16 protein-coding genes, 1 tRNA gene and 3 pseudogenes are annotated in these 18,408 nt (G+C 58.9%); 8 read left to right on the forward strand and 12 right to left on the reverse strand.

Going from position 1 to position 18,408, the window contains the following annotated elements; all coding sequences use genetic code 11:
• Positions 1-5 precede the first annotated feature (5 nt).
• Both ACR0AO_RS12025 and ACR0AO_RS12030 read left to right on the forward strand, forming a co-directional pair.
• Positions 6-839, forward strand: a complete 834-nt coding sequence (locus tag ACR0AO_RS12025) for a hypothetical protein (RefSeq protein ID WP_480603781.1) — start codon at positions 6-8, stop codon at positions 837-839.
• Entirely contained in the window at positions 836-1,903 is a 1,068-nt protein-coding gene (locus ACR0AO_RS12030) for an endonuclease/exonuclease/phosphatase family protein (RefSeq protein WP_480603783.1), read from the forward strand. Before ACR0AO_RS12025 ends, ACR0AO_RS12030 begins: the two co-directional genes overlap by 4 nt.
• Positions 1,904-2,073: 170 nt before the next feature.
• Here the strand turns inward: ACR0AO_RS12030 and ACR0AO_RS12035 are convergent, their stop codons facing one another.
• Positions 2,074-2,607: a redoxin domain-containing protein gene (locus tag ACR0AO_RS12035; RefSeq protein ID WP_480603786.1), complete on the reverse strand. Its 534-nt coding sequence runs from the start codon at positions 2,605-2,607 to the stop codon at positions 2,074-2,076.
• A gap of 90 nt (positions 2,608-2,697) precedes the next feature.
• Between ACR0AO_RS12035 and leuB the strand changes: the two genes are divergently transcribed.
• On the forward strand, positions 2,698-3,801 hold the full coding sequence (gene leuB, locus ACR0AO_RS12040; protein ID WP_480603788.1) for a 3-isopropylmalate dehydrogenase: 1,104 nt from the start codon (positions 2,698-2,700) through the stop codon (positions 3,799-3,801).
• Between the two features lie 3 nt (positions 3,802-3,804).
• Here leuB and ACR0AO_RS12045 read toward each other — a convergent pair whose 3' ends face one another.
• Positions 3,805-5,397, reverse strand: a complete 1,593-nt coding sequence (locus tag ACR0AO_RS12045; RefSeq protein ID WP_480603791.1) for a Na/Pi cotransporter family protein — start codon at positions 5,395-5,397, stop codon at positions 3,805-3,807.
• Between the two features lie 127 nt (positions 5,398-5,524).
• Between ACR0AO_RS12045 and ACR0AO_RS12050 the strand changes: the two genes are divergently transcribed.
• Positions 5,525-5,601, forward strand: a tRNA-Pro gene (locus ACR0AO_RS12050).
• Between the two features lie 39 nt (positions 5,602-5,640).
• On the opposite strand, the gene ACR0AO_RS12055 is transcribed toward ACR0AO_RS12050, so the two are convergent.
• The gene (locus ACR0AO_RS12055) at positions 5,641-5,904 is read right to left on the reverse strand and encodes a tyrosine-type recombinase/integrase (protein ID WP_480603795.1); all 264 of its coding nucleotides are present in this window, start codon (positions 5,902-5,904) and stop codon (positions 5,641-5,643) included.
• 10 nt (positions 5,905-5,914) lie between these two features.
• Between ACR0AO_RS12055 and ACR0AO_RS12060 the strand changes: the two are divergent.
• A pseudogene (locus ACR0AO_RS12060) lies at positions 5,915-6,109 on the forward strand (IS5/IS1182 family transposase); the annotation flags it as partial.
• 139 nt (positions 6,110-6,248) lie between these two features.
• Positions 6,249-6,743 carry a c-type cytochrome gene (locus ACR0AO_RS12065; protein ID WP_480603800.1) on the forward strand — a complete coding sequence of 165 codons (495 nt, stop codon included), beginning with the start codon at positions 6,249-6,251 and terminating at the stop codon, positions 6,741-6,743.
• Between the two features lie 34 nt (positions 6,744-6,777).
• On the opposite strand, the pseudogene ACR0AO_RS12070 reads toward ACR0AO_RS12065, so the two are convergent.
• The 3 genes and pseudogenes from ACR0AO_RS12070 to ACR0AO_RS12080 form a co-directional block, all read right to left on the reverse strand.
• Positions 6,778-6,912: pseudogene (locus ACR0AO_RS12070) on the reverse strand (sarcosine oxidase subunit beta); the annotation flags it as partial.
• A 101-nt stretch (positions 6,913-7,013) separates the two neighbouring features.
• The gene (locus ACR0AO_RS12075; protein ID WP_480603803.1) at positions 7,014-8,339 is read right to left on the reverse strand and encodes an L-serine ammonia-lyase; all 1,326 of its coding nucleotides are present in this window, start codon (positions 8,337-8,339) and stop codon (positions 7,014-7,016) included.
• A gap of 68 nt (positions 8,340-8,407) precedes the next feature.
• Positions 8,408-9,490 (reverse strand): annotated as a pseudogene (locus tag ACR0AO_RS12080) (TRAP transporter large permease); the annotation flags it as partial.
• A 472-nt stretch (positions 9,491-9,962) separates the two neighbouring features.
• On the opposite strand from ACR0AO_RS12080, the gene ACR0AO_RS12085 reads away from it, so the two are divergent.
• Positions 9,963-10,373, forward strand: a complete 411-nt coding sequence (locus tag ACR0AO_RS12085) for a hypothetical protein (protein WP_480603805.1) — start codon at positions 9,963-9,965, stop codon at positions 10,371-10,373.
• A 177-nt stretch (positions 10,374-10,550) separates the two neighbouring features.
• Here ACR0AO_RS12085 and ACR0AO_RS12090 read toward each other — a convergent pair whose 3' ends face one another.
• On the reverse strand, positions 10,551-11,057 hold the full coding sequence (locus ACR0AO_RS12090; RefSeq protein ID WP_480603808.1) for a proline racemase family protein: 507 nt from the start codon (positions 11,055-11,057) through the stop codon (positions 10,551-10,553).
• 68 nt (positions 11,058-11,125) lie between these two features.
• Here ACR0AO_RS12090 and ACR0AO_RS12095 point away from each other — a divergent pair, with 68 nt between their 5' ends.
• A complete protein-coding gene (locus tag ACR0AO_RS12095) occupies positions 11,126-12,160 on the forward strand; it encodes a GlxA family transcriptional regulator (RefSeq protein ID WP_480603810.1) in 1,035 nt (344 codons plus the stop codon).
• Positions 12,161-12,164: 4 nt separating this feature from the next.
• On the opposite strand, the gene ACR0AO_RS12100 is transcribed toward ACR0AO_RS12095, so the two are convergent.
• The 5 genes from ACR0AO_RS12100 to hutI form a co-directional block, all read right to left on the reverse strand.
• Positions 12,165-12,566 carry a helix-turn-helix domain-containing protein gene (locus ACR0AO_RS12100; RefSeq protein WP_480604164.1) on the reverse strand — a complete coding sequence of 134 codons (402 nt, stop codon included), beginning with the start codon at positions 12,564-12,566 and terminating at the stop codon, positions 12,165-12,167.
• Between the two features lie 534 nt (positions 12,567-13,100).
• Complete coding sequence (hutU, locus tag ACR0AO_RS12105; protein ID WP_480603813.1) at positions 13,101-14,783, reverse strand: urocanate hydratase; 1,683 nt, start codon at positions 14,781-14,783, stop codon at positions 13,101-13,103.
• Positions 14,780-15,598 carry an N-formylglutamate deformylase gene (gene hutG / locus ACR0AO_RS12110; RefSeq protein WP_480603815.1) on the reverse strand — a complete coding sequence of 273 codons (819 nt, stop codon included), beginning with the start codon at positions 15,596-15,598 and terminating at the stop codon, positions 14,780-14,782. Before hutG ends, hutU begins: the two co-directional genes overlap by 4 nt.
• Positions 15,598-17,133 carry a histidine ammonia-lyase gene (gene hutH / locus ACR0AO_RS12115; RefSeq protein ID WP_480603818.1) on the reverse strand — a complete coding sequence of 512 codons (1,536 nt, stop codon included), beginning with the start codon at positions 17,131-17,133 and terminating at the stop codon, positions 15,598-15,600. Before hutH ends, hutG begins: the two co-directional genes overlap by 1 nt.
• Positions 17,130-18,338, reverse strand: a complete 1,209-nt coding sequence (gene hutI / locus ACR0AO_RS12120; RefSeq protein WP_480603820.1) for an imidazolonepropionase — start codon at positions 18,336-18,338, stop codon at positions 17,130-17,132. The genes hutH and hutI overlap by 4 nt, the downstream gene beginning before the upstream one ends.
• Between the last annotated feature and the right edge of the window lie 70 nt (positions 18,339-18,408).

Raw genomic sequence — 18,408 nt, forward strand, 5'->3', positions numbered from 1 at the left:
GGATAGTGTTTGCACGCACAACAGGGGCGGCTATACGCGGGTTGTTAGTGGCACTTTTGGTGCTGACGCCCGCCTTGTATCTGCCCGGTTCAGTATCGAATGCGACCGAGATCGTGGTGTTCCTCGCGATTCTCGCGTTTGTTCTGACCTTCGCCGAATACAACTCCGCCTTTCCCAGTTTCATCGAATTCCGCGACGCGCCGCCGCTGAACCGCCTGCGCTTCGTCGGTCTGATGTCGATGGTCACCTTCCTGACTCTGGTCTGCAAACACGTCTATGCCCCCTCGGGCCTGACCACGCTGTTCGCCGGTGTGGGCATCCTGATCGCGAATGTCATCGATTTCCCCTATTCGCCGGTGCGCCTTGTGGTTCTGATGCTGCCGCCGGATGCCAGCTCCGGTCTGGTCAATCTGGTGCGGATGTCGGCCGGGATCGCCTATATCGCCGCGCTGGTGACCGTGGCCAGCTTTGCCTATGCGCTGCGCTTTCGTGGCTGGCCGCTGGGCAATGGGGCCTTCAATGTGTGGGTGAACCTGCCGCTTTTCGATCCGACCACGGGCGGCGACGTCGTCGCCCGGCTGCAACGTGACGGGCGGCTCAACGTGACTGTGGGCGTGCTGCTGCCATTCCTGATTCCGGCGGTCATCAAACTGGCATCGGATGTCATCGGTCCGATCTCGCTGGGCAATCCGCAAACAATGATCTGGACCATGAGCGCATGGGCCTTTCTGCCTGCAAGCATCATCATGCGGGGCATGGCCATGATACGCATCGCCGGCTTGATCGAAGAAAAACGTCGCCGCGCCTATTCCTCCGCCGAGGCCGCCCAGACCGCATGATCCGGGCCCTGCTGCTATTTCTGCTGGTGCCATTGGCGGCGCAGGCGGATAGCTTGCGCATCGCAACCTACAACACCGAGCTCAGCCGCGACGGACCCGGCCTTCTGCTGCGCGACATCGGGCGCGGCCAGGCGCAGGTGATGGATGTTGTGGCCGTGATCTCGGCCGTCGCACCCGATGTCATCGCGCTGCAGGGAATCGACTGGGATCACGACGGTCTGGCCCTGACCGCGTTGGCCGACCGGCTGAGCGCGGCAGGTCTCGACTATCCGCACCGCTTTTCCCGCCGGCCCAACAGTGGTGTCGAAACCGACCTTGACCTTGATGGCGACGGGCGAACCTCCGGCCCCGGAGACGCGCAGGGCTGGGGCGAGTTCTCCGGCCAGAGCGGCCTTGCGGTTCTGTCGCGTTATCCAATCGTCAGCGATGCGGTCGTCGCGTTTACCGGCCTGCTGTGGCGCGACCTGCCCGGTGCGCAGTTGCCGCAGACCGGTGCGGGTCCGTTCCCTTCAGCGCTGGCTCAGGCGCATCAGCGCCTGTCCTCGACGGCGCATTGGGTGGTGCCGATCGATGCGCCCGAGGGCCGGTTTCACCTGATGACCTTTCACGCCTCGCCGCCAGTGTTCGACGGCCCCGAGGATCGCAACGGTTTGCGCAACAGCGACGAAATCCGGCTTTGGCAAACCTATCTGGACGGCGCCCTCGGGCCCGCACCGGACACGAGGTTCGTTCTCGCAGGAGATGCCAATCTGGACCCGCACGATAGCGACGGTCGCACCAAAGCGATCCGCGCGCTGCTGTCCGACCCGCGCTTCCAGGACCCCGCCCCCCGGAGCGCCGGTGCAACGCAGGCCGCAAGCCAGCAACACCGCTCGCCCGACGAACTGGACACGGTGGACTGGTCCGGGATCGGACGGTTTCGCGTCGACTATGTCCTGCCCTCCCCGGACTGGACCGTCACCGGTGCCGGGGTCTATTGGCCCGCCCCCGGCGAACAGGGTCACGACACCGCGATACGCGCCAGCCGTCATCGTCTGGTGTGGGTGGATGTCCTATCCGAGTGACCCTGCGGCGCTGGCGAAGATCGGCGCAGCGCCACATCCGATCTGTACAATTCGCTCAATGAGGGGTTTGCAGCACGTACAATTCGGACAGTTCGGCGCGCGCGCCGTGGCAAACCCGGCGAAACCGCCCGGTGCGGGATCGGCGGCAAAGGTCTTGCCGCCAATCTTCGTCAGACCGGAATCGGCCCGGTATGGGTTCCGCGCGGTGGATAGTTGTTGTCCAGCGCATATTTGATGCCACCCTGAATGTCGGCAACGGACGGGCGGCCAAACGGCGTCGACTGTTGCCAGGCAAAATACAAGGTGCGGTCCGGGGCGATATAGAAATGGCCGGGCTCAGCGAAATAAGGCGCTTCGGCGGTTCCTTCACGGCCCTTCGACAGGTAAAGCCCCCAATCGTCCCGCGCCACCTCCAGCGGCAGGCCATGGCCGACGCGCAGACGGGTGGTTCCGGCTTTTTCCACGGTCTCGGCTGCGCGATCCGCCGTATCGGTGCTGAGCATGATCACTTCCACACCCAGTTCGGCAAAGCCATCCAGCGCCGCTTCAAGCTCGCCCATTTGCCGAATGCAGATCGGGCAATGCAGGCCCCGGTATTGAATGACCAGCGTTCCGTTTTCACCTTTATCCGCGTCCAGATCGAAACTTCCATGCGCCACGGTTTCGATTTTCAGTTCTGGAACTGTATTTCCCGGTATCAGCATCAATTTTCCTCGTGTTTTGGCAGGATCGTCTCATTGACCCGTTGCCGCGCACACGCTAGGGCGATGGCAACGAAACGCAAGGAGACCGTCATGCCCAACCCTTCGCTCCTCATCCTCCCCGGAGACGGAATTGGCCCGGAAGTTATGGCCGAAGTGCGCAAAATCATCGATTGGTTCGGCACCAATCGCGGTCTTCACTTTGACGTGAGCGAGGATCTGGTCGGCGGCGCGGCCTATGACGTGCATGGCAAGCCGCTGTCAGACGAAACCATGGCCAAGGCGCAGGAAGCTGACGCGGTTCTGCTGGGTGCAGTGGGCGGCCCGAAATACGACGATCTGGATTTCAGCGTCAAACCCGAACGCGGATTGTTGCGCCTGCGCAAGGAAATGGATCTTTATTCCAACCTGCGCCCGGCACAGTGCTTTGACGCGCTGGCCGATTTCTCGTCGCTGAAAAAGGATATCGTCGCAGGTCTCGATATCATGATCGTCCGCGAACTGACCTCGGGCGTCTATTTCGGAGAGCCGCGCGGTATCTTCGAGGAAGGCAACGAGCGTGTAGGTATCAACACCCAGCGCTATACCGAATCCGAAATCGAACGCGCCGCGCGCTCGGCCTTTGAACTGGCGATGCGCCGGAACAAGAAGGTCTGCTCGATGGAAAAGGCCAACGTGATGGAATCGGGCATCCTGTGGCGCGAGGTGGTGACCCGGGTCGCCGCCAATTACCCCGAGGTGGAACTGTCGCACATGTATGCCGACAACGGCGCCATGCAGCTGGTGCGCGCGCCCAAGCAATTCGACGTGATCCTGACCGACAACCTGTTCGGCGACATCCTGTCCGACTGCGCCGCGATGCTGACCGGATCACTGGGTATGCTGCCTTCGGCCTCGCTGGGCGCACCGATGGCCAATGGTCGGCCCAAGGCACTCTATGAGCCCGTCCACGGCTCGGCCCCGGACATTGCCGGCCAGGGCAAGGCCAACCCGATCGCCTGCATTCTCAGCTTTGCCATGGCGCTGCGCTACAGCTTTGATCAGGGGGACGAAGCCGACCGTCTGGAAGCGGCGGTCGAAAAGGTTCTCGCCGACGGTGTGCGCACCGGCGACCTGCTGGCCGATGAAGGGATCGAACCGGTATCGACCTCCGAAATGGGCGACACAATCATCGCGGCGCTGGACGCGAGCCTGTAATCCTCACGGGCCTGCAGCGGGTGTCTCTGCTGCGGGCTCTTCCACTGCGAGACTTGGCTGATAATGCGCCACGCGCTCGGCGTGGTGCAGCACACGGTCGAGCCAGCGCATCGCGTCGGTATGCGCGAACACCTCTTCCAATGAATAAATCCCCGCATGCTCGCCCAGCATCATCGCGCGGCGATGGCGCTTTGCCCGGCCTTGAACAAGCTTGTGCAGTTGTTGCAAGCGCATTTCGGTACGCGGATCCGCCAAACTGACCGCGCTTTGCGACAGCGCCGCGCCCGCGGCCAGACAGGGTCTGCGCAACAGGCGGTCCGCCAGCAGCGTCTCGATCCGGTCCTTTTTCCCGGCCCGGCGCAACAGTCGATCCAGATGGTCCGTCTGATGAAGCAACGCGGCAAATGCCGCCTCTTCTGCCACCCGGCCCTCGGACAGGCGAATAGCGGACAGATATGTTCTCAACTCGTCCAGCGCCTCGGCGCAAGTCCCCAGTGCGGCCAGGGGGCGTAAATCCGGCTCGACTTGCAGACCGGAGCCAATCGCCGTGAAAAGCCGCCCGGCAATCGTCGTGACGGCCGTTTGCGCAGCCAGAATGGCAGTGGCAGGATCGCTGAGAAGCCGCTCATCCAGTTCGACCAGTCGCTCCTTCCTGTCCGGCAGGATGCGCGCCACCAGACCGGCGAATTGACGCGTGATCGGCAAAAACAGCACCGTTCCAACCAGATTGAATCCGGTGTGGAAAACCAAAAGTGCGGTCATTTCGTCGGTCGAACCGGCGATGCGTTCCAAAGTTTCGCGAATCAGAAACAACAGCGGAAAGGCAACCACGGATGTGACGATGTTGAAGATCAGATTGGCGACCGCCGTCTGGCGCATGGGAACAGATCCGCCGAGCGAGGCAAGCAGGGCGGTGAGCGTGGTGCCGATATTCATACCGATGACCAGGGATGCCGCCTGCGTCATTGAAATGGCCCCTGCCGACAGCATCACCAGAGACAGCGCAATCGCCGCGCTTGAGGACTGCATCAGAATGGTGATGGCCGCTCCTGCCGCCACCAGAATCAGCAACCCGACGAGGTTTCCGCCCGGCAGCATGTCAGGTGTCAGAAATTCGGTCACGTCACCCATGCCCATCTGCATCAGTTCCAACCCGATGAGCAGCAGACAAAGACCGGCAACCACGCGCCCCAGACGCGCCATTGCCCCTCGCATCAGCAGGTCGGTCAGCGCGGCCGGAAATAGCAAGGCCATCGCGAGATTGCCCAGCTTGAGCTTGAACCCCAGAATGGACACCAGCCAACCCGTCGCAGTTGTCCCGATATTGGCACCGTAGATCACACCCAAAGCTTCGGGCATCGTCAGCAGCCCCGCCCCGACGAATCCGACGGTTATTACCGTCGTCGCACTGGATGACTGCACTGCGGCCGTTGTGGCGGCCCCTGTAAGAACACCGCGGAGCGGAGTGGTGGTGAACCTTGTAAGAATGCTGCGCAGATTGCTCCCAGCGGCCTCGCGCAATGCGTTGGTCATGAAATCCATGCCTACAAGGAACATGCCAACACCGCCAATCAGAAAGAAAATGTCCGCGTTCATGCCTGACCCTCGGTTGTGCCCACCGTTGGGCAAACCTGGCGTTCAGGCAAGGGTCGCAATTTCCTGGATTGCGAACAGAAACACTCTTGCAACTATGTTCCTGCGGGTATAGATCACCCGCCACGGTCGGAGTGTAGCTCAGCCTGGTAGAGCACTGTCTTCGGGAGGCAGGGGTCGGAGGTTCGAATCCTCTCACTCCGACCAATGTCGCATCCATGCGACTGTTTTCATTCACATTACTGCTCACTTTGTCGAACCTTTCTTATTGGGTTCGTCAAGTTTTGAACCCTGTTCGTTCTTGATTAGCTTTTCAAAGCCGTGATCGGCCAAGAGGCCGCGACGTGCTTTGCCTGCGTACACCTGCACCATTGTTGGCGAGTTGTGGCCCGTCCAAGCCATGATTTCGCGCTCAGTTGCCCCCGCCTCGGCCAACCGGGTGGCGCAGGCTTTGCGCACCCCATGAGCCGAGCATTTTGGTAGACCCGCGTCGTCACACCATTTGCGCATGGCGGTCCCCAAGCCTTGGAAGCCCACGAGCGCCGGAGCTGTCGCTCGAAACGAAGCCGTCAATGCGTCGCGATACCTGGGCCGGGCTCTGTGGCGGCGATGGAGCGGATATCACCGCCGGAGCAGAGTTGAGAGCAAGATGAACTGCATCAAGATGCTCGGCCAATCCCTTATGCCAAGAGACCTTGAGCGGCAGGTAGCGGAATGTCTTGCCCAAAGCCGCCAATCGAGCGCAGCGAAAGCATGCCCAGCCTGCTTTGAGGTTGATCCTTCTCAAGGGTGATTACTTAGAAGTCGTCTATACTGATCGCTGATTTTCCATTGTTAGGCATGGGGCATTGAACATGAAACAGCTTGTGAAAATTGGCCTGGCAATCAGCATTGTGTTCTGGACGGTTTCCCTGAACGCCCAGCAGTCTGATCCGCATCTGATTTACGAACAGAACTGCGCAGCCTGTCACGCCCCGCATGCCGGAGATTTTGTTTCCGAAAACTTGGTTGCGACTGAGAATGGCCTTGTTGGAAAAGCCTCTGGTCGCCTTGTCCTCGATTTTCTGGAGGCAGGCCACGGCAGGCTGTCCGATAAGGAAATCGACGACCTGATTGACCAGTTCGAATTTATCCACGAATCTGGACGCTTGTTCCAAGAAAAGTGCATTATCTGCCACGACAATGCTGCCAGATTTGCGCGTCTCAAGCTAATTTTGCGCGACGACATACTTACAGGTCGTTACACGGATCGAAATGTCGCAGAGTTTCTGTTGCATCACGGAAGACTCGACGCAACTGAGGCTCAAAAGATGGTAGAGATTCTTACGCACCAACTTCAGGTAAGGTAGTCGAGCATAAAATTCGCTTTCGGTGTAGGTCGGCTGACAACCGATGCTCCTTGGCCAGATAGTAAGCCGTCGCCAAACCGTGTCCGCCAGCACCGACGACTATCACGTCATAGCTTGGTTTGGGTTGACTGTCGGGCCATTGCTCGGTCCAGTCCTTGTGCCCTTGCAAGGCATTCCGGACGACAGACCAGGCCGATAATGCGCCATGTCACATTTCCTTCCCTACGCCCAGTGCTTGGCATGGGCGGTTGTCTTCATCAGTTAAAGGGATCAGCACACAGGCAGTGATACGGCGAGGCCACCTTTGCCAGTGTCTTTGTATTTGTCGCTCATGTCGCGCCCGGTCTGCATCATGGTCTCGATGATTTTGTCGAGTGGCACATATGCCTGTCCCGGACCAGCCATCGCCAAACGCGCCGCATCGATTGCTTTTACAGCTCCGATGGCGTTTCTCTCGATACAAGGGATCTGGACGTAGCCACCAATCGGGTCGCAAGTGAGACCCAAGTTATGCTCCATGCCAGCCTCAGCGGCGACTTCGATCTGACCGTTGGTGCCACCAAGTGCAGCCACCAACCCACCGGCAGCCATCGAGCAAGCCACGCCGACCTCGCCTTGGCACCCTACCTCAGACGCTGCAAATGACGCGTTGCGTTTGTAGATCATGCCAATCGCTGCGGCGGTGGCAATCAATTTGAAGAGCCCTTCCTGCGTGGCTCCTTGAACAAACCGCATGTAGTAGAGGGCTACTGCAGGGATCAGCCCAGCGGCACCATTGGTAGGCGCTGTCACAACGCGCCCGCCCGAGGCGTTTTCCTCGTTCATGGCAATGGCGAAAAGGTTCACCCAATCAAGTACAACCAAGGGGTCGGGGCGTCTGTCGGTGCTGGCTTCGTTTAACTTGGCGCGTAAACCTGGAGCACGGCGAGGTGCTTTGAGCGGGCCAGGTAGTGGACCTGTCCGTTTCTGCGCACGCTCAACGCCCTTGTCCATCACATGCCAGACCGCTTCGAACCGGGCATCCAGTTCTGATTGGTCCATGTGTGAAAGTTCGTTTCGACGCACGATTTCAGCGATTTCGAACCCTGTTTCATTGCTTAAGTCAAATAGTTCCTTGGCGCTGAAGAATGGGTGCGGCACCTCACGTTCGACTGTTCCCGCCGCATTTTGATCCGGTTGGTAATCCCGAGCTCGGGTTACAAACCCGCCGCCAAGCGAAAAGAACACCTGCGAGTGGATGGGCACCCTATTCCTGTCGCGCGCTTCGAACCGTATGGGCGCCGAAAAATTGTAGGGGTTCGGCCCCAAGTTGAAAACCAGATGTTCGTCTTCATCGAAGTTAATGTTGCGCTGCCCCATCAGGGACAAGCGCTTAGTTTTTCGGATTGTAGCAATGATCCCTTCTACGGCGTCGATATCCACGGTTTCGGCTTTCTCACCGGAAAGCCCCAACAACACGGCAGTATCGGTAGCATGTCCTTTTCCAGTCAGAGCGAGTGAGCCATAGAGGTCGCATTGAACTGTCTCGACCAAGTGGAACCTTTCCAGTTCGAACAGTTCTTCGAGAAAGAGGTGCGCACTCTTCATCGGAGCCATCGTATGCGAACTGGAAGGGCCAATACCGATTTTGAAGATTTCAAACATTGAGATCATTGCAGTCGTCCTCAACCCAAGAGCAAATTGGGCAGCCAGAGAGAGACCTCAGGCACGTAAGTGGTGATCAACAGAGTCGGAATCCAGGCGAATGCGATCATGATCAGTGATGGACCAATCATCTCACTCACTGGTGCGTTGCCGACCCGCGCACCCAGGTACAAAAGCGGGGCAGTCGGCGGCGTGATGTTACCCATACCGAGATTGACACCAATGATCGCAGCAAACTGGATGGGGTCGATTCCCAGTTCGGTCACGATAGGAAACAGCAGCGGAGCGCCCAAGAGGATGCCGGAAACATCGTCCATCAGCATACCAATCAGGATAAGCACAAAGTTGATCATGATCATGATCACGATGGGGTTTTCCGAAATCGAAAAGACCAGATCTTGTGCGTAACCCGTAATATCTTCAAAGATCAGCATGCGGCTGACGATCATCACCATGAAGAACATCACCATGACCACGCCAGTGGTGGTGGCGGTATCAATCAACGCTTCGACGAAGTTCTTTCGGGTCAGGCCTTTGTAGATGAAGAAACCGACTGGAATGGCGTAGATCACCGCAATGCCTGCGGCTTCGGTCGGGGTCATGATGCCCCCGTAGATGCCACCTAAAATGATCACGGGCATCAGGAATGCAGGGAAGGCCGTCCAACTTTTTCGTCCAAGATCCGCTACAAAATTCTCCGAAGGGGGAAGAGTTTGGATGCCTCTGTGTTTGCGCAACATCACAAAATTCACAATGATCAGAAGGCAAACCAGGATTAGACCGGGAACAATCGTCGCCATAAAGCACTTCAGCACCGATTGCCGAGTGATCCACGCATAGATGATCTGAATCGCGCTTGGCGGGATGAGCAACCCTAAGGGAGCCGAATTGGCGATGATCGCCGCGGAGATGCCGCGCGGATAACCGGCCTCGCGCAGCTGCGGTGTCATGATTGAGCCAATGCAGGTCAATGTTGCCGAAGCGGAACCGGAGATCGAGCCGAAGATAGCGCTGGCGACAACGGCGGCGGCGCTCAGCCCGCCCCGAATACGTCCCACAAAGAGCTCTGCAAGTGAAACAAGGGGAGCTGCAATCTTACTGCGTATTGCGATAACTTGCAGCAGCCATCGCGGGTATGATTCAGCACCACATACAGAAATGTGCAGCACGTCACAGCGTAGCAAAGGCGGGAGGCGCGGAGACCTCAAATATCGCAGCGCGTCCCGCCTTTGCGGTGGAAAGTGTGATGTTGATCAATCATTAAGGCAAGAGTGACTGCTTCATTCAACATACCCGTCGTGGACGGCCTCGAACTGCCGTTGGCCACCGGTCTTCTCTGCCGCGGTGCGGCCGTCGAACCTGCCGTTCTCTGCAAGTGCAAAATCTAGTGTTGCTCGAACTCACAGTCTGCGGGACGAAGCGGACCTTTGTGACTGGTTGCTGAAAGTCCGTTTCCTGTTCATTTATTTTGGAACTCATAGGGTTCTGAGAAATATACATGGCCCTGATTTCTCTTCCAGTTGACGCTGTTTCACACTACTTAGTCCCAATATGGGACCCGGAAAAAATAGACCCGTGAGCGGGTACAATGTAAGGATTGAAGCCCATCTTGCGGCACTACTTGGTTATTGGCCGAAATGCATTAACGCAGACGAGCGGATCAATTTGACCAAGTGGTTTCTTGACGGGGAACTCCTTGGCCTCCACCGCGAAGATTTGTTAGGCATTCTTCGTGAGCGTGCAGAATTCGAGGAAGTCCTATCCAAGCTAGATCTTAATGATCCGTCAGCAAGTCAGCACCCGCCGGAATTCCGATCCGGCGACCTCGTGGAAGTCATAGTGAATGCAAAAAACCTAACACATCACGTCGGTACGGTGCGTGATGCGATCTGGCACTACAAAGATCGCAGCTGGAACTTCTACATTGAGGTAGGCGGCAAGAAAATCGGCAAGCGCTATCTAGAGAACGATCTTCGTAAAGCATGACATTGACGACCATGATCGATCATGCATCCGATGTTCGGCCAAAAGACCTTCCCGTCCCAATAGCAAAATCCATCCTATAAGTAGTTGCGCTGAGGCAAAAGCTGTCGTTCATGCAAGATGCAGCATCGGCCACTAATGGGATGTACCGGCTGCTTCACCCAGCAGGTTAGGCTTTGCCTATTTCTGCAGACACAGTTCTCCCAAGCCCTCTACAAACAATGTGTGGTCAAGATGTTCTGCAAAGCTCGGGAAAAAATCCAGAAACACCCGCTCGCATTTTCCGTTTCGGCATTGCGCCCGGGCAGTCACCAATCCTGCAGCCGTATCCAGCCGAACGATGGTTTCCGGTTCCGACATGGGCAGTATGCCAGTTTCCAGCAAAACTGTGACCACGCAAATTGCATTTGAACCGGACATCGCGTGAGGGCCGTCTGGCTGCAACGGAATAAAGGCTGCATCGGCATCTTTGCGTGTCGGCGGCAAAAGCAGATTGACCGACATTTGGGCGGAACCTCGTGGTTCGAACAAAGTGAAGCGCACCAAGCTGTCATCGACATCTCTAATGTACTTCATTTTGTCGAGCATGCTGTCGCCAGGGATGTCCAGGACACCACCCGTGATTACTCGCCCAACTTCTCCTTCTGCATGCGCCCCTACAATGTTGAGCGCTTTGGACCATTTCATTTCCGATCTCCGATTAAATTGACCCAACGGACCCTGAGCTATAGAACCGCTCAGGTATAGAACTTTAGATGCAAATCGCAGAACAAATGACCGAAACGCCAAACCCCGACCGCATTCAGCACGCGCCCGATTTGCGTGTGGCATTTATTCTATCGCCTCAATTCACGCTTTTGCCGTTTTCGGGCTTTATGGATACCTTGCGCCATGCGGCGGACGAAGGTGATCGCAGCCGCCAGGTCTATTGCCAATGGGACATCGTGGGGCCTGATCTTGAGCCTGTTCAATCAAGCTGTGGTGCCGAGATCCGTCCCTGGAAGGTGCTTTCGACGCCTGACGAATACAATTGCATTGTACTGGTCGGAGGTTTGCTACCTGCCTCTACTGAACACCCCAAAGCGACCAGAGCTTTTCTTCGCAGCGCGAACGAACAGAAAAAACTGATCGTTGGCCTGTGCACGGGAAGCTTTACTTTGGCCACTGCAGGACTTTTAGACGATGGGCGGTGCGCCGTGCACTTCCGCCACGACGAAGAGTTTCAACGTCAATTCCCAACGGTCCGCACTACAACCCACGAAATTTTCGTAATCGATGACAATATCATAACCTGTCCAGGAGGGACTGCGGCAATCGATGTTGCGGTCGAAGTGATTTCGCGGCGCTGCGGCCGGGCGCGTGCAACAAAGGGTTTGGCGGATATGATCGTGGACGAACACCGAGCGGCGTTCCACACACCGCGTTTGCCTTTCGACGAATTAGAAACATGCGGAGATTATCGCGTCGAACGCGCGATAAAGATCATGCGCCAGAACCTATCCGAAGCTGGCACCGTTGCAGATATTGCGTCGCAGATTGGTGTCAGCGTCAGTCAGTTGAACCGTGCGTTCCAAGCCCAGTCCCAAGTTTCTCCCGCTTCGATCTGGCGCGCGATCCGTTTGAAGCATGGAAGATGGCGGGTTCTCAATTCAAAACGTTCTATTACCGAAATTGCTTTCGAATGCGGATTTTCAGATTGCTCTCATTTTATCCGCTGGTTCCGCAAGACATATGGAGAAACCCCGCAAGAAGCACGCGCACGCAGATCGACAAGCGCTGATACCGCATAGTTTACTATGACTCCAAACCTCTGACAGCCGAATATCTTGACGGTGATGCCCCATATTTTTCCCGAAAAAGCTTAGAGAAGTTGCTGGAAGAGCCGAAGCCGCAAGCGACGGATACCTCTATGATGGACATCTCGGTCTCCAACAGAAATTTGCGAGCTTTTTCCAGGCGAACATCGGTCAAGTATTGGTAAGGTGTGGTCTGCATGTGAGTTTTGAACAGCCGTTCGAACTGTCGGCGGGACACTCTCGCTGATTGCGCCACCTGATCCATCGTCAACTCTTGATCGAAGCACTCTTCCATTTTTTGGATAGTTTTTATGAGTGGCTCACTTCTCCGCCCAGCAACCGACGAGATCGAAGATCGAGGTTTTTCACTCGAGGAGCGCATAATCCCATGCAAGCACATATCGAGCACTTCAGCGGCTAAATCCTGGCCATGCTCACGAGCTATCAGCGCTAAGATTAAGTCAGTTGAAGACCCTGATCATCGAAGAAGGCGATGTGGGATCGTTGAAAGACAGAACGTGCGACGCGGGAGCCGCGTTCCACATTAAGTTTTCACTCGCACCAGCACTGTGTGACTGAGTTTACATACATATCGCCGTATTAAGCCCACGCTATAGGCAAGTTATTTACCTATGGAGGGCCGGTTATGCCCGCGTCCAAACGTTCCCGCCTTTTTGAGATGATCTCGGTCATGTTCCGGTCCGTCAGACAATGCGCACGGATGCAGCGTCGCGTGAACCGGCATCACTAAGGCATTTCGCGAAATCCCTGAATCACTCATCGCTGCCTGAAATCAGAGAATTCAGCACATTGAGCGATGACCAGCCGCGGGTCCCGTCCATGGCACTCGATTGAGCCTCCACTGTCCAATGGAGCACGGCCCGAACAGAAACCGCCCGACAAAACCGGGCGGTTTGTTGGAGGCGTTTCTACTTCAGCCTAAAATCCCGGGCAGGCGCAGACCATGTTCGCGGGCGCAGTCCTTTGCAATCTCATATCCCGCATCCGCATGACGCCAAACGCCCGAAGCCGGATCGTTCCACAGCACACGCTCCAGCCGCCGCGCGGCGTCCTCGGTGCCGTCGGCGCAGATCACCACGCCCGCATGTTGCGAGAACCCCATGCCGACGCCGCCGCCATGGTGCAGCGAGACCCAGGTCGCGCCGCTTGCGGTGTTGATCAGCGCGTTGAGCAGCGGCCAGTCGGATACGGCGTCCGAACCGTCCAGCATCGCCTCGGTCTCGCGGTTGGGCGAGGCGACCGAGCCGCTGTCCAGATGATCGCGCCCGATCACCACGGGCGCCTTCAGCTCGCCATTGGCCACCATTTCGTTGAAGGCAAGCCCAGCACGGTGCCGGTCGCCCAGCCCGATCCAGCAGATCCGCGCCGGCAGGCCCTGAAACGCGATCCTGTCGCGTGCCATGTCGAGCCAGCGATGCAGGTGTTCGTTCTCGGGGAACAGCTCTTTCATCTTGGCGTCGGTCTTGTAGATATCCTCGGGGTCGCCCGACAGCGCACACCAGCGGAACGGGCCAATGCCACGACAGAACAGCGGACGGATATAGGCAGGAACAAAACCGGGGAAGGCAAAGGCATTCTCCAGCCCCTCATCCAGCGCCACCTGCCGGATATTGTTGCCGTAATCCAGCGTCGGCACGCCCGCGTTCCAAAAATCGACCATGGCGGCAACGTGCTGTTTCATCGAAGCCCGCGCCGCTTTTTCGACCGCCTTGGGATCGCTTTCGCGCTTTTCCCGCCACTCGCCCATGGTCCAGCCGAGGGGCAGATACCCGTTGACTGGGTCATGCGCCGATGTCTGGTCGGTGACGATATCGGGGCGCATTCCACCCTCGCTCATGCGGCGGTAGATCTCGGGGAAAACCTCGGCGGCATTGCCCAGAAGGCCCACCGATTTCGCCTTGCCCGCCCTGGTCCAGCGGTCGATCATTTCCAGCGCCTCGTCCAGCGTCTCGGCCTTTTCGTCGAGGTATTTGGTGCGCAGGCGGAAGTCGATCGAGTCCGGGTTGCACTCGACCGCAAGACAGCAGGCCCCGGCAAAGACGGCGGCCAAAGGCTGCGCACCGCCCATACCACCCAGTCCACCGGTCAAAATCCACTTGCCGGTCAGATCACCGCCGTAGTGCTGGCGCCCGGCTTCGGCAAAGGTCTCGTAGGTGCCCTGCACGATACCCTGAGTTCCGATATAGATCCACGAGCCGGCGGTCATCTGGCCGTACATCATCAGGCCCTTCCTATCGAGCTCGTTGAAATGATCCCAATTGGCCCAATGCGGCACGATGTTCGAGTTCGCGATCAGCACGCGCGGCGCATCCTTGTGGGTGCGGATGATCGCAACCGGCTTGCCGGACTGGACGATCAGCGTTTCGTCCTCTTCCAGATCCTTCAGACTGGCGACGATGGTGTCGAAATCGTTCCACGTCCGCGCCGCGCGCCCGATACCGCCATAAACCACCAGCTCATGCGGGTTTTCGGCCACGTCCGGGTGCAGGTTGTTCATCATCATCCTGAGCGGCGCCTCGGTCACCCAGCTTTTGGCGTTCAGGTCCGGGCCGGTAGGCGGATAGATGTCGCGGGTATTCTTGCGCGGATCGCTCATTGCGAGGCTCCTTTTTCGGTCAATACGCCCGACAGGGCGAGGTCGCGGAGGCGTTCTAACATCGCCTTCAGATGCGGGCGGAGGGATTCGGCGCGGTCCTGCCGCCAGGTCCACGGGGCAGTTTCGTCCATATAGGCGCGCTGGGCGATCTCCATCTGGATCGCATGGCACCCCTCGGCGGGACGGCCATAGTGGCGGGTGGTCCAGCCGCCCTTGAACCGGCCGTTGAGAACCGACGTGAACCCTGTTGCGTCATTCGCCACGCCATGCACGGCCCGTTCGATGGCCGGGTGGCAGGTGGCGCCGGCGTTGGTGCCCGTGTTGAAAACAGGCAATTCGCCTTCGTACAGGAACGGAATCAGCGACCGGATCGAGTGACAGTCGAACAGGATCGCCACCCCATTCTTTGCGCGCACCCGGTCCAGTTCCCGCTCAAGCGCCGCATGATAGGGCGCGTGATATTTCACGCGCCGGTCCTCGATTTCGTCCCCGGACGGTTCCTGCCCTTCGGTCCAGATCGGCACCCCGTCAAAATCGGTCAGCGGCACCAGCGTGGTTGTGTTCTGTCCGGGATAAAGCGACACGCCTGCCGGATCGCGATTGGCATCGATCACGTAGCGGTGGATATGCGACTGCACCACGGTCGTATCGCTCAATAGCCCCTGGTAGAGCCTGTTTATGTGCCAATCCGTGTCCGCCAGTCCGCGCCCGTTTTGGTTCAGACGGGCGCCCACCGCGTCCGGCACATGCGTGCCGCCATGCGGTTGCCCAAGAACGACCGGCCCATCGCCGCGCTGAACGCTGAACACCTGCATCAGGTCAACTCCGGCATCGGGACATCGACCGCACTCAGGATTTCGCCATCAGCAACCAGGTGCCGCGCGGTTTCCAGATCGGGGGCCAGATAGCGGTCCTCGGCCAGAGCGGGTACATCCGCGCGAAGCCGTGCGATCACCCGCCGAAGTGGTGCGCTGGTTCGCAGTGGCGCGCGGAATTCCACACCCTGCGCGGCGCACAGCAGTTCGATCCCCAGAATATAGTTCAGGTTCCCGACCATCCGCATCAGCCGCCGCGCGCCATGAGCGGCCATGGATACATGATCCTCCTGATTGGCTGAAGTTGGTGTGCTGTCGGTGACGCAGGGATTGGCCAGATGCTTGTTCTCGCTCATCAGCGCGGCGGTGGTCACCTCGGCAATCATCAGGCCCGAGTTCAGCCCCGGTTCCGGCGTCAGGAACGGCGGCAGGTCAAAGCTGAGCGTCGGGTCCACCATCAGCGCAATGCGCCGCTGGGCGATGGCGCCGATCTCGGACACCGCCAGCGCGATCATGTCGGCGGCAAAGCCCACCGGCTCGGCATGGAAATTGCCGCCCGAAACGATGGCTTGCGGATCGCCCAGCACCAGCGGGTTGTCGGTGGCGGCGTTGGCCTCGATCGTCAGCGTGGCGGCGGCCTGGCGCAGGATGTCCATCGCGGCACCCGTCACCTGCGGCTGGCAGCGGATGCAATAGGGATCCTGCACCCGCGTGTCGCCCTCGCGGTGACTTTCGCGGATGACCGAACCCTCAAGCGCGGCACGCATGGCGCCTGCTGCCTCGATCTGGCCGCGATGGCCGCGCAGGGCGTGAATCTCAGGCTGCAGTGGCGCGGTCGATCCCATGATCGCATCGGTCGACACTGCCGAAATGACCAACGCATTCTGCGCCGCACGCCAGGCCTCGAACAACCCGGCCAGTGCATAGGCGGTGGAAAACTGCGTGCCGTTGATAAAGGCCAGCCCCTCTTTCGGGCCCAGCGCGATGGGGGTCAGACCGGCGCGCGCCAACGCCTCGGCCCCCGGCAGGACCTTGCCCTGGTATTCCGCCTCGCCCTCACCGATCACCACGGCGGTCATATGGGCCAGCGGGGCCAGGTCACCGGAGGCGCCAACCGAACCCTGCGCCGGGATCACCGGGGTCACACCGCGCGCCAGCATCTCCTGCAGCAGCTCGATAAGCTCCCACCGGACGCCGGAGGCTCCCCGGCCGAAGGACAGCAGCTTCAGCGACATCATTAGCCGGGCCAGCCGCCGTGGTACTGCCTGCCCGACGCCGCAGCAATGGCTGAGGATCAGGTTGCGTTGCAGCGTCGAGGTATCGCCGGGCGCGATCTTGAGGCTGGCGAGTTTTCCGAAACCTGTATTTACGCCATAAACGGCCTTGTCCCCGGCGGCGGCTTCGGCGATCCGCGCCGCAGCCGCCCGAACACCGGGTTCACAGCTTTCGTCCAGTAGGATCGGCGTTTCGTGCCAATAGATCTGGGCAAGCTCCGGTAGCGTGGCGGTTCCCGGAGTGAGCTTGAGAACGCTCATTCAATGCCTCCAAAGATGCGTTTGTGCAAAGGGTTGAAGCCGATGCGATAGGACAGCTCGGCGGGATGTTCGACATCCCAGACGGCCAGATCGGCGCGCTGGCCGCGCGCGATGGTGCCAGTGTCGGTCAGACCCAAGGCGCGGGCGGCTTCCCGAGTGACACCGGCAAGGGCCTCTTCGGGTGTCATCCGGAACAGGGTACAGGCCATGTTCATCGTAAGCAAAAGCGAGGTGAGCGGTGACGAGCCGGGATTGCAGTCGGTTGCCAGCGCCATTGGGACCTTGTAATGGCGCAGCAGGTCGATGGGCGGCACTTGGGTTTCGCGCAAGGTATAGAACGCCCCAGGCAGGACCACCGCGACCGTTCCGGCATCGGCCATGGCGGCAACGCCCTCTTCGTCGAGATATTCGATATGATCCGCCGACAGCGCTCCATATGAGGCCGCCAATTTCGCACCGCCAAGGTTCGACAGCTGTTCGGCATGCAGTTTGACCGGCACGCCCAGGGCTTTGGCCTCTTCGAAAACGCGGGCGATTTGGGCGGGGCCAAAGGCGATCCCTTCGCAGAACCCGTCAACCGCGTCGATCAGCCCGTCGGCATGGGCCGCGCGCAGGGCCGGGATGCAGACCTCGTCGATATAGGCATCATCGCGCCCCTTGTATTCCGGCGGAACGGCGTGCGCGCCCAGAAACGTGGTTCGGACGCGAACAGGTCGTTCCCGTCCGATCCGGCGGGCGGCACGGAGCATCCGGAGTTCGGTTTCCTGATCCAGCCCATAGCCGGATTTGACCTCGATGCAACTGACGCCTTCTGCCAGCAGGGCGTCAACCCGAGGCAACGCGTTTGCCAGCAACTGATCTTCGGTCGCCGCGCGGGTGCCGTTCACGGTAGACAGGATACCGCCACCGGCGCGCGCGATTTCCTCATAGGAGGCACCCTTCAGGCGCATTTCGAACTCGACAGCGCGATTGCCGCCGAACACGACATGCGTGTGCGCGTCGATCAGTGCCGGGGTGACAAGGCGGCCACCAAGATCCTCATGCTGCCAGTCCGCGAAGGTATCGGGCAGCGACGCTCCGGGGCCGACCCATGCGATTTTACGCGCCTCGATCGCGACGGCCCCGTCCGGTATCATCCCGTACGGGGTTTGCATGTTGTCGAATGTGGCAACTTGCGCACCGCGAAGAACGATTTTTTCGGCCATGACGATTCTTTGGGACTCCCCTTCCATGTTATTTTTTCGTATATGTATAAAAAAATAAAGTCTACACAAA

The sequence above is a fragment of the Ruegeria sp. AF8 genome, assembly GCF_056541825.1.